Raw genomic sequence first — 12,285 nt, 5'->3', positions numbered from 1 at the left:
TTATTCTATGATGTTAAAAAGGAAGGTTGTTTTGTTAAATAAAATAGATAATTTAGTTAAAACATTTCCTGAAAAAACGATATATAATATTTAGAAAAGTATGAATTTAATAATACTTTTTTTATGAATGTTGTTGATAATTAATGATTTATGTTTTTGTTTGAATAGTTGTATTAATGGTGGATATTTGTGATTTCTTTTTTGAGAGAAAAATGTTATATTTTGTGAATAATAAATTATTAAATACTTTTGTACGTTGGAGATTACTATACTAATTCTATAATAAACAATCAAAGGATGAAAAAGTTTTTATTTGTTTTCACATTTTTGATTACCACATTGGTAGTTAAAGGGCAACAATGTTTCGAGAATTTTACCACAACAACAAAGTCAGGATTGTGTCTTTCAGATGCAACGCTAACTGTAAAAGTTCCTGATGGTTGTAAGGGTACATTTGCCGTGGAATTAATAGAGCCTAACCAAATTGGGTTGCCAAGTGTTCCTCTTTTGGATGCAAACGGAAGTTACACATTTACAAACCTAAAGGCGGGTACTTATACGGTTACTCTTATAAATCAAAGTAACTCAACTCGTTCAACTTCCAAAGCAGTTCAGGTTACTTCTACGTACAAAAATATAAACATAACTTCTCCGAAAATTACAGCTCCTTCTCTTGCTGGAAATGACGGGAAAATACAGTTTGAAATCAGACCTAATGGAGGAATAGGTCCTTTTAAAGTTAGTATCGTAAATCCTGATGGTTCACCTTTGAATCCACCAATACCTCCACAACAAATAGCAAAATCTACATCGAATGCGGCTGTTATTTTTCAAGGGAATGCAACAACACCGATAAAAACAGGAAATGTAGTAATTGTTGTTGAGGATTTAGCAAACAACAGGCCTGACTGTGGGGAAGTGCGTAAAGAACCTATTAGAATTCCCTCACCGGTAGATACAGAATTAAGATTTGAGATATACAAAGAAGGAGCCAGCTCTCGCATTCGAATAAATGATCAGTGTAAGTATCAATTTTGGATACAGGTACGAAGAAAAGACGGAAAGCCGTATGATAGTCAGAATATTAATTTTTTAAGACAGACGGGCAGAGCCATTATTCGAAATTTAACCACTGGGCACGAAGAGGATATATCACATACTTTTGCTGATGGTAAAATCAGTGAAGGGATGTCTTTCTATAGTGGTTGGAATTTTAATATTGGAGATAAGGTAGAATTAGTTATAGAAGGAGCTTTGAATACCATCAGAGAGAAGTTTACATTGGATGCTCAAAGTATGAATCCTTATTTTCAACATCCTAAAAGTCCGCCAGTGGTTCGTAATCAAGTGCCTGTATGGTTGATTAACCAATCGCAAGTAGCTTGTGGTAATCAACTAAAAATCAATACGGGGGTAAATTGGATGTGGCGTCAGTTTGAAAATGAAGCAGATACTAATAATCCAGCTGTTTATGCCAAATATGAATGGTATCAGAATTTGGGAGAATGGTTAACAGAAGATCAGGCAAATGCTGGTGAGGTAGGATATTATTATGAGGTGTATAAAGCATCCGTAACAGGAACTCCTGATATCAATAACCCAGCTCACTGGACAAGGATTACACAAGCTTCAGGGGGTGTTAATATTAAGGACAGAACTAATATAGAAATAAACTCTGGAAATGGTTGGTACAAAGTAACATATAAGAATAATTCTTCTGTTGGAACCCCACCTAATTCTTGTCACGAAATTTCAAGGATGACTTATGTTGTAAAAGATCCAAATAAGCATTACTTGGATTATATTTTTGATGGATTTGAAATGAATCGAGGTGTGTATGAGAATACAGTTTCACTTCGTCTTTATCTTTCAAGTAATAAGTTTGTTTTTCCTGCCAAAATGACAATTATGCCTGCAGATGGTAGTACTTCAAAAACGTTTAGTACTTCTTTGCCTTTGGATGGAACGGGAACATACGAGCGAACTATTAATTTCCCAATAGAAGAGGTAATTAATGATCCTACAAATCCTGCAATAAATCCTAAAAATTACGTTATTATAGGAGATTTTCCAGCTGGCGAATATAATGTTACATTTAGCGATGCTTGTGGTGATAGCAGAACAAGACTTATAAATTTCAGATATCCTGTGAAATATGATGGAGACTTTATTGAAGTAGACCAAGAATGCAGATTTGGTAATGTTTCTTTTGATCTGGCAATGATTCATAAAGGAGCAATGCCTTATTTGTCTGTTGGAATACAAAGAAAAAATTCTAATGGTACTTGGAGCTCGGTAGGAGGACAGCCAGGTTTCAGATCAAGAACAGGAACATTCAATAATTTGCCACCGGGTGAATATCGATTGTTTGTAACCAATATGATTTATGCGAAAGCTGAAATATTAAAGTGGGGTGCTCAGGGCTATTATGTAATAGATAAAGATAATGCAGGAGGTTCTCTTGATCAATATGGAGTGGATGGTTTTACCAAAATGCCAGATTTTATAAATGTTATTAGAGGTAATGCTCAGCCTTGGCAACGAGGAATGGCACGTTTTATTACTAATTATCACGAGTTTAAAATCAGAGAAACCAATCCGTTACAAACCGATGTTTCAGCAACATATTGCGATAGAACCAATGGTAATGGATTGGTAGCCATAGGAATAAAAAATCCTGAAGATATTCGATATCCACTTACTTTCAGGCTGAAAGATGCTACGGGTAAAGTGATTTCGAAAACTTACGAGAAAGGTTCTGGGGCAACATCACACGTCTTTTCTAATGTTTCAGATGGGGACTATGTTGTTGAAACAGAGCATACTTGTGGGAAATGGTACAACAACGTAACCGTAAAAGCAAGTAATTATGCAAATCCAAGAATGAGATATACTTTAGGAGATTTTGATCCGTGTTTGGGAGGAGAAGTTACGCTTATTTTTGGAGGTTCTGAACAGTTGTTTGATATTGAGTGGTTTATGGTAAATGCTGATGGTAACGAAATTCTTCCAAGTATAGGTACAGGAAAAACGGTTAAACAAACTATTTCGTCAACAACCACATTCCGAGCTAAATATAAAATCAAATCGTTGGAAGGGATATGTCCGGGAACCAAATTAGAAGGAGTTTTAGAAAACACAATTACCATAGAACCAGACAAGACAGCACCGGAAATTATTGGTTGTCCTGCAACTCCCATTGTAGTCAATGCTGCTGAGGGGACTTGCTCTGCTATTGTTAATTGGGAAACAATCACAGCCACAGATAATTGTACTTGGACACATACGCAAACACATAAAAGCGGTGACCGTTTCGATATTGGAACGCACACAGTAACTTATGTTTTCACAGATGCTTCGGGTAATACAAGTACTTGTACATTTAATGTTATAGTGAAATCTAACGCATTGAATTTGAACGTGGATGCTTCATATATTGATGGAACAGGTAATGTTCTTACTCGAGATTTAGCTTTAAATCAACAGTTTCAATATAGGATAGAATATAAAAATATTGGTCAAGAGAATATTACAACCTCTACACTGACAATTAAATTTTCAGATAATCCTTATGTGATGATAGGCGAGCCTGTTTTGACAGAAGCTTCGGTGGGTAACTATGTACCTACGTACACTAAACAAGATAGGACATATACTTTTGTGTTACCTAAAGAAACTTTGAGAGGAAACAGCGAGGAACGTAAAATTTATATTCCACTGACTGTCAATGGTGACTATTCAGAAATAGGAAAACCCTGTATGAATTTCCTATCCACTAATTATGTGTTTGAATATGAGGGAGGTAATAAAGACTGTTTGATTCCCAAACAAATAAAAACAGCTACAAGCACGATAATTATTTCCACAGAGAACAACGAGCGTTCAGAGCTTTTCTGTGCCGGTTCTTCTTTGGAATTAACTGCTACAGAAGGATTTGATTCGTACAAATGGTATCTTGATGGAGCGTTAATACCAACATCAACATTTCACAAACATTTGGCAACAAGTCCTGGGGTTTATACCGTTGAAAAAATTAAAAACTGTGATGGTACTACGTTGGTTAGCAAGGAAATAATCAAATTCAGAGAACACGATGCATCTGATGCGGATTTAATCAAAGCTCAAGCCAATGGAGGTGCAATTTGTGGAGCAGACGGAAGATGGACAAGCCACTTCATATTGTGTAACGAACCGTCAAGAACCATCAAAGTAAATTTCATCGACACAAAATTAGAATGGCAACGCTATAACGGAACAAGTACCAATAGTAAATGTCCTGATTACGGAGGTGATTGGCGTATTGATGCAAACGGAGTAGGTAATACATTCACTGCCAATACACAAGGAAAATACCGATTGAAAGTAACTTCGAGCAATGGTTGTGAGGCTTACTATTATTTTGATGTATATATCAATACTTTGGCGGGGGAAATCGTTCAGCCGGTGGGGCATATAACAAATTATCAACCAGGTAATTTCACTGTCAGAATGGTAACAGAAGGCATCACTTATCAATATACTTTGAGAGATGCTGCCGGGCAGATAGTCAACGGAATTAACAAAGCCACAGGTTCGCACGATTACAGAATTACAGGAATTTCAGAACCAGGTACTTATACAGTTGAGGTTACCTCTCCGAATTTAGCGAATTGTTCAACAATTCTTACGGCGAAAATAGAAAAACAAACCGAACTGACCGCTACGGCAACTCCAAAGGCGTGGACGGATTGTAACAAATTAAATGTTCTTTTTGAAGTTCAAGGAGGAAGATCTCCGTATGAATTTGCTATATGGAAAATCAATGGAGTACAGAAATATGCAGATTATGCCTCTATTCCTGCTTCAGAATTCAATATAGCTACAATCCCTGATGGACAAAGTTTTATTGAGAAAGAGATAAACATCACGCAACCAGGAGAGTATATTTTTGTAACTAAAGACGCTAATGGAGCTTATGCTGAAACGCCAAAAATAGATATTTATCCGGAAGGAATAGATGGCTATACAATTAATACTAAGGATATTGTTTGTGGTTTCGCTCCTAATTCAGGACAAATTTCTGTTAATTTTAATTCAAGATTACAAAACATTATTACGGAACTTCATAAGTTGGATGCAGCGGGAAATCGAGTAGAAACTTACACGCCAAATGCAACCGGCTTCTATGACGGACTAACGGCAGGAAAATATGAGTTGGAAATAAGTATCAAGAAAAGCGGAATAAAGATATGTCAGTACATCAATCCAATTCAAATATATGAAAATGAGAATACGTTAAAAGCATTTGCAGGAGTTGTTGAGGATGAATCTTGTGATATGAATACTCCAAGAAAATACAAAGTACACGTTAATAACGTAAGTGGAGGTTCTGGAACAGGATATGTATATAGTTCTAATGGAGTTGATTATGGAACATCGAATGTGTTGTATTTGAGTGGTTCTGGCAAAGTGTATGTGAAAGATAGTAATGGTTGTCCGCTTGAAATAGATGTCAATATTGCTCCTTTAGTGCCACCAACAGTTTCTGTAAGCAATGTAGAATATAACTGTAGTGGACAAGGAACGTTTACCATAACAGCAACCCCGGCAGGTGATTATGAGTATGAAGTAGTAGGAAATACAATTAGTGAAAGAAAGAAAACAAATGTTTTCACTCTTCCTATCGGAAATTACTCAGTTTTTGTTCATTACAGACCAGGAAGTTCGTTAGCGACCATGCCTAATTATCTGTTTAAGGAAGACTTTGGTCAGGGAGATGATACTTGCGATAATTCGGTAACTTATATGACTTGCAAGCCAAATGAAGTTCTTGAGAGCAATCAGTACGTAATCACAAAACAAGTACAAGGAAGAACCGAGTGGATAAGCCCTACGCCAACAGATGCCTCTGCAGTGGCAAATGGTCGTTATTTGGCTGTAAATGCGAATTCTAATCAAGGAAATTTAGGAATTATCTACAGAAAAGAGATAAAAGATGTAGTTCAAGGTACTGACCTTAAAGTAAGTTTGAAATTACATAATTTATTGTCTCCTACTTATTCAGGAGGAAAAAATCCAAATATTGATTTGGTAATCTTAAATGCAATGGGAGGAACTGAAATCCAAAGAATCGGTTTGGGACAAATTCTGGCAACGGGAACTTGGGAGTCAAAATCAGTAACCTTCAATGCGGCATCTATCACATCAAGCCAGTTGATTTTTGAAATTCGCAGTAAAGAAAGCACATCGGCTCAGGCTGGAAGTGATTTGGCAGTTGATGATATCGTAATTTGGCAAGACACCAAACTTTGTGATGTAAGACTTGAAAGTCAATCAGTTTCGGTTGAGGAAAACAAAGCTTTCAAAATTACGGGAACCCCTGAAGATGCAAAATGCGGTAATTTAGGAAAACTCAACTTGAGAATAGAAAACCGAAATGGAGCAAATCTTTCATATTCAAGTGATAATGTAAATTGGACGGCTTTGACTGTTACGCCAGTTTCTACTTCAGAAGATTCAGCTGTTATTAATGATTTGCCTGCGACAACCAATGGTGTGGTTTATGTCAGAAAAGATACCGACCATAGTTGTGTTGCAGAAGTTAACTATATTATTAATGCTCCTGAAACGATTTCAATTACAACAACATTGCTCAGAAGGGTAAGTTGTGATAATGCTAATGCCGAAGTGAAAGTAACAGCAACCGGAGGTACAAAACCTTATCAAAGTTTTAAAATAGGAGCAACTACTCAGCCGGCGGTAAATAATGAGGCAATATTTAGCACAATATCAGCGGGAACGTATGAAGTAGAAGTAACTGATGCTAACGGATGTATCGCTACTTCAACATTGGAAGTGGCAGATAAATTGCCTTTAACATTGGAAACTGAAAACCTTGAGGCTTGTTCTATTGGAGGAGATACAGGAAGGATTCAAGTAACTGTAACAAACGGTAACGGAAATTATAGATTTAGCCAAAATGGCAGAGATTTCTATCCAAGTCCGTTTACTAATGGAGCTTACTTTGTGTTTGAAAATCTGCCGGTAGGAGTTCACACCTTTACGGTGGTAGATGACTTGAATTGTAGGCAACAGATTTCTGCAGAGGTTTATGAACCATTACGATTGAATGTGGAAGGACCAACTGAGCACTTAACTTGTCATCAAGCAAGTAAATCTGTTTATAATTTGAAAGCTACGGGTGGCGATCCAAATAAAGTGAAAGAATTCTTGTGGAGCAACGACGGAACCACGTTCAACAGCGGAAATGCACCTGGAATTACCATCACAACAACAGCCGGTTCTGCAGTTTTTTCAACTACTGAAGAAGGAACTTATTATTTTAGAGTAAGATACGAATATGAAGCAGGTGAGTACTGTTTGGCAACCAGCTTGAAACGAGATGTTAAAATAATAAAACCGAAATTCAAAGGAGAGGTAACTTCTACAAACATAACTTGTGGAGGTGTTGCATCAGGAAAAATAAATATTTCAGCAGATAATATTGAAGGAGGACAAAGCCCTTATGAATTGCTATTGTTTGACGGGACAGCTACAACTACACATTCCGTAGGAAATATTACAGGGTTAAAAGCAGGTACTTACACTCTTACTATTAAGGATGCAGGAGGATGTTTCTCTGAGCCGATTTCTGTAACTATTACAGAGAATCCTGCATTGAATGTAACTGTTACACCAAAAGAAGTACATTGTAATGCCGGACAGGGAATGGATTTAGGTTCCGTGGCGATACAGTTTGATAATGGCGGAACAGCTCCGTTTAGTATTGAGATAAGATACAAAGATGTAGTTCACGCAAACGCTATACACACGGAATCCAACATATCAATTGGAAAAATTGTAAGAAAAGAAGGATTAATTCCGCACGATTATACCTATGTAATTACAGACGCTAACGGATGTAAAACCAAAGGCGAATTTAACATAGCAGCGACATCTGATAGGCTTATTGCTTCTGTAACAGGAATTACTGCGGGTTGTGCAACGGCTTCGATTACAGTATCTGCATATAATGCAGGAGGAGAGTCTATCGCGGCTGGTTCTCACTGGTTTGCAGTGTACACACTTGGATTGATGCCTCCTACGGGAACGCCTCCTGCTACTGGAGATACTTGGAACGTAGGTGGAACAATTTGGTATAAAGGAACTAAAGGAAACTTAACAAACCATTTAGGAGTTCAAGTAGAAGGAGTAACTGCTACATTGCGTGATTTGATTCCGGGAGCGACATATAAGTTTATAGTATATGATAATACAACAAAATGTTATATCATAGAAGAAGCTGGCGAAGTTCCTCCAGCTCAGTCGAAATTAAAAATTTCTGAACCTACTCCTAAATCAACTACTTGTCACGACGCTAATGATGGAAAAGTAAACTTTACGCTGACAGATTGGGATAATTCAACTACAATTATTGATTATGAGGTATATACATATTCAGATAACAAACCTACTACGTTCAAAGGCTCTGTGCCTGTGGCAACACCTATGAATATAGAAATTACGGGCTTGCCAGCTAATAAGTATTATGTCGTGTTTACGGAGAAAGAAACAGGTTGTAAAAAAGCCTCAAAACCGTTTGTTATCAATAAGTCGTTGACAGAATTAATTGTCGAGAATCCAACAGCAAGCAATGACAATTGTAAAGGAGGTAACGGAAAAATTTCAGTAGATGTACGTGATGGTGTGGCTCCGTATAAGTATTACTATCATAATTTAGCAACTCCGACTCCAATTATCGGTTCTTCTGCTTTAGAAACTTTATTAGATACTTCAACTGATACCTCATCTAAGAAAGTTGCTGCAGGACAGTGGATTGTATTGGTGAGAGATGCTTCAGGATGTATCAAAGCTACCTCGCCGATTACAGTTGGTATGGATAGTCAGCCTGCCATAAATTCAATTGAAATTGAAGACCCTTGTGCTGATAACACCAGCTTTGCAGTACGATTGAATCTTTCAAAAGTAGGAACGGGGCAACATAGTTATCGTGTACTTATGGGAACAACAGTTGTATCTACTTGGACTGATATTTCTATAGCTCAAGGAATTATTTCGTTTGCTTTGCCAATACGTTTAGCAGCAGGAAACACTTACACAATTGAACTGAAAGATGGAAATGATTGCAAAGTAACTGGAACAGTAGATGTGCCGCTGCCAATGAGTTACAAGATAAGTTCATTGCCAATGACTTGTGGAACAAATGAGGTAAAAATAGTTCTTTCTGATATAAAAGGAGGTTCTGGTGGCTATGAATACAAGTTAGATAAAATATACGATATAGATGAGCAAGGAAATGAGTACGTAGTACCAATAGTTCCATCTGCGGCGGTTGCGGCAGGAACGCATACCATAACAACAGCTAATGGAGCAGGCAAGTACAGAGTACGTCTGTATGATACAACGAACAAAAAATGTTATATAACAAAAGAAATTGAAGTTGATGCTCCGGTACAGCCTCAAATAGAAGTAGTAAGTGTTACTAACCCAAGTTGTTTTGGTGGAACAGGTTCACTACGTGTTCAAGCTAAACCAAATACTGAGGCTCCGTTTACATTCAAAATAATAGCATCAAATGGAACAACTGTAAACATCATTCCTGCAACTTCAGGAAACGATTATGCTGTATTCGATAATCTGCCGAGTAGCGATGCGGGAATTGTTTACACGATAGAGGCTACATCTGTCAAAAATTGTGTTGCGACAACAACGGCTACAATTACATCACCAAGCGAATTGGCTATTGCACCAGACGCTCTGAAATTTGATAAGTATCAATGTGTGGCTAACACAAATTTACCAACATTACCTATTTTAAGTTTTGATTTGGGTAAAGTGAGTGGTGGAACACAAACTTATACTCGTATAGAATTTTATGAAGTGGGTGTGGCAGCAGCTTTAAGTACGCAGATAGTAACAACGGGCAAAACGATTTACACGTATCAGTTGCCACAACATCTAACTGCTCAAAAGGCATACAATGTAAAAGTGTATGATGCAAACGGATGTTCAGTAGTTTCTTCTAATGAAAATGTTGCTCCTGCATTGATACTAAACAAGGTAACAGTAACAACAAATAAAACAATAGATTGTAACACAAATCTGCAAGATATTACAGTAGAGTTGGTTACAGGAACACCTTACAATAACGAGTCGATTGTTTATACCGTAATAAAACGTAATCAAAACGGTAGTGAAGCAGTACATACAACAAAAACGTCAAATTCATTGAGAGAAACATTTAGTTTGCCGGTAGGAAATTATACTATTGTGGCGGTTAATAGGGATACGGATTGTGAAGTAAAAACATCATACGATGTTCATTCTCCGGAAACCTTTATACTTACTGCAACAAATTCGGTAAACGTGAAGTGTCACAATGGTTCGGATGGAGAAATTACATTGACATTTACTGATACGAGACTTACAGATGGCGACCAAGCAACTGACGGATTTACGTACGTGATAAGCCCGATTGCTCCATCTGCAGGCTCAACTAAAAACGGAACGGTAAATAACAGAACAACAGAAACTGTTACAGGATTGTTGGCAGGTAAGTATCAAGTAGAGGCAGTTTCTATCAGAAATGGTTGTAGAGCGGTGACTTCATTTGAAATTACACAAAATGAACATCCTATTTCTGCTATGGCAAATGAAACTTTCGGAGTTACTTGCTTGAATAACAAAGGAGAAGTTATGGTTACGGTCAATGGTGGAAAAGCTCCGTATCAGGTAGTTTTAACCTCTGCCGATGGTACGGTAAATCAAACCAAAACAGGAGGAGATATTACAAATAATAGCGGACAGTTCCTATTTATAGGATTAAAATCCGATCCGGTTTCAGGTTCATTGGCATACAATGTTTCAGTTACAGATGATTCGGGCTGTGTGCAACCGAATATAACGACGGTAACGCTTACGCATCCTACTCCTGTTACGGCTACGGCTACCATTACACAAGAAATAACTTGTCCGGGAGCAAACGATGCGGTTATTACAATAAGTGACGTGTCAGGAGGTTCAGGTGCAGGAACTTATAATTATGTTCTGCAAGGTACGAACACATCAATTACACAATCATCAACGGTGTTTACAAATCTTCCTCCGGATACATATACGGTAATTGTAACAGATGCTTGGGATTGTGACTTCACGGTAGGAACATTAACCATTGTCGATGCAACTCCGATGTCTGTAACAAGAACAGGAGCAGAATTAACGGTTTGTTATGCTGAGAAAACAGCTTGGATTAATGTGGAAATACAAGGAGGAACAGCTCCTTATGTAGCAGAACTTCTGAGAACTGATGCTGTTGTGAGCATACATACACAGAATGTTACAGCGGCAGACCCTAATTTCCGAGTGCCGGCAATGTTAGGAGTTGGTGAATACGAAATAAGAATCACAGATGCCAGAGGATGTACTTTATCGCCAACATATAAATTTGAAGTGAAGGAAGTACCTGACCTTACATCAAAGGCAACTCAAGAAGGAACTTGTGAATCGAACGTGTTCAAAACTTGGATTGAAGTGAAGTTCAGAAGTAATATGAATTTCGACAAGTTAAGCTATCAATTAGGTACGGGAGCTAAGAGAACATTCTCCAGACACACCGATAACATTGGATATATTGATGAAAATGTATTTGAGAACTTAACGGGTACACAAACATTAACAATCTACTATAATGATGTTGATGTAGAAACCAGACTTCCGGTAGAGTGTGTATATGCATTAACAGAACCTATTCTCATTGAGAAAACATTGCAATTAGGTGAGGTACAAGTAGTTCCAAATACGGCAATAAATACAATTGAGGTTAAAGGGAAAGATGGAGTTCAGCCATACACTTATGTGTTTAACGGTCAAAATCAAGGAGAAAACGGGGTTTACCAATTGAAATTTACCGATCCGGAAGAAATCATCAACGGAAAACGATATAAAGTGATTAATGTGGTTGTATATGACTCGGCTGGTTGTTCAAGTACAAAAGTCATAAAAGAAGAATATTTCGATATTACTATTCCGAATTTCTTCACTCCTGATGGAGATGGCATAAACGATACTTGGAAGCCTAAATATGCTGAAAGTTATCCTTATATCAGAATCTATATTTATGATAGATACGGAAGAAAACTCAAAACCCTTTCCCAAGGTGAAGCGTGGGACGGAACGTATGAAAAGAGAGAACTTCCAAGTGGTGATTATTGGTACATTATCGATTTGAATAGCAATATCGATTCACGTAAATTCCACGGGAACTTTACTTTGTACAGATAAACTCTT

At 37.3% G+C, this 12,285-nt stretch carries 1 protein-coding gene; it reads left to right on the top strand.

Annotation, left to right across the window (positions count from 1 at the left end; translation table 11 throughout):
* The first annotated feature begins 297 nt into the window (after positions 1-297).
* Positions 298-12,279, top strand: a complete 11,982-nt coding sequence (locus GN105_RS08835; RefSeq protein ID WP_155285042.1) for a T9SS type B sorting domain-containing protein — start codon at positions 298-300, stop codon at positions 12,277-12,279.
* Positions 12,280-12,285 lie beyond the last annotated feature (6 nt).

The organism is Capnocytophaga felis (genome assembly GCF_009684755.1).
Lineage (GTDB): Bacteria > Bacteroidota > Bacteroidia > Flavobacteriales > Flavobacteriaceae > Capnocytophaga > Capnocytophaga felis.
The sequence above is the reverse complement of the archived record's forward strand: the minus strand, read 5'-3'. Positions and strand labels throughout refer to the sequence as shown.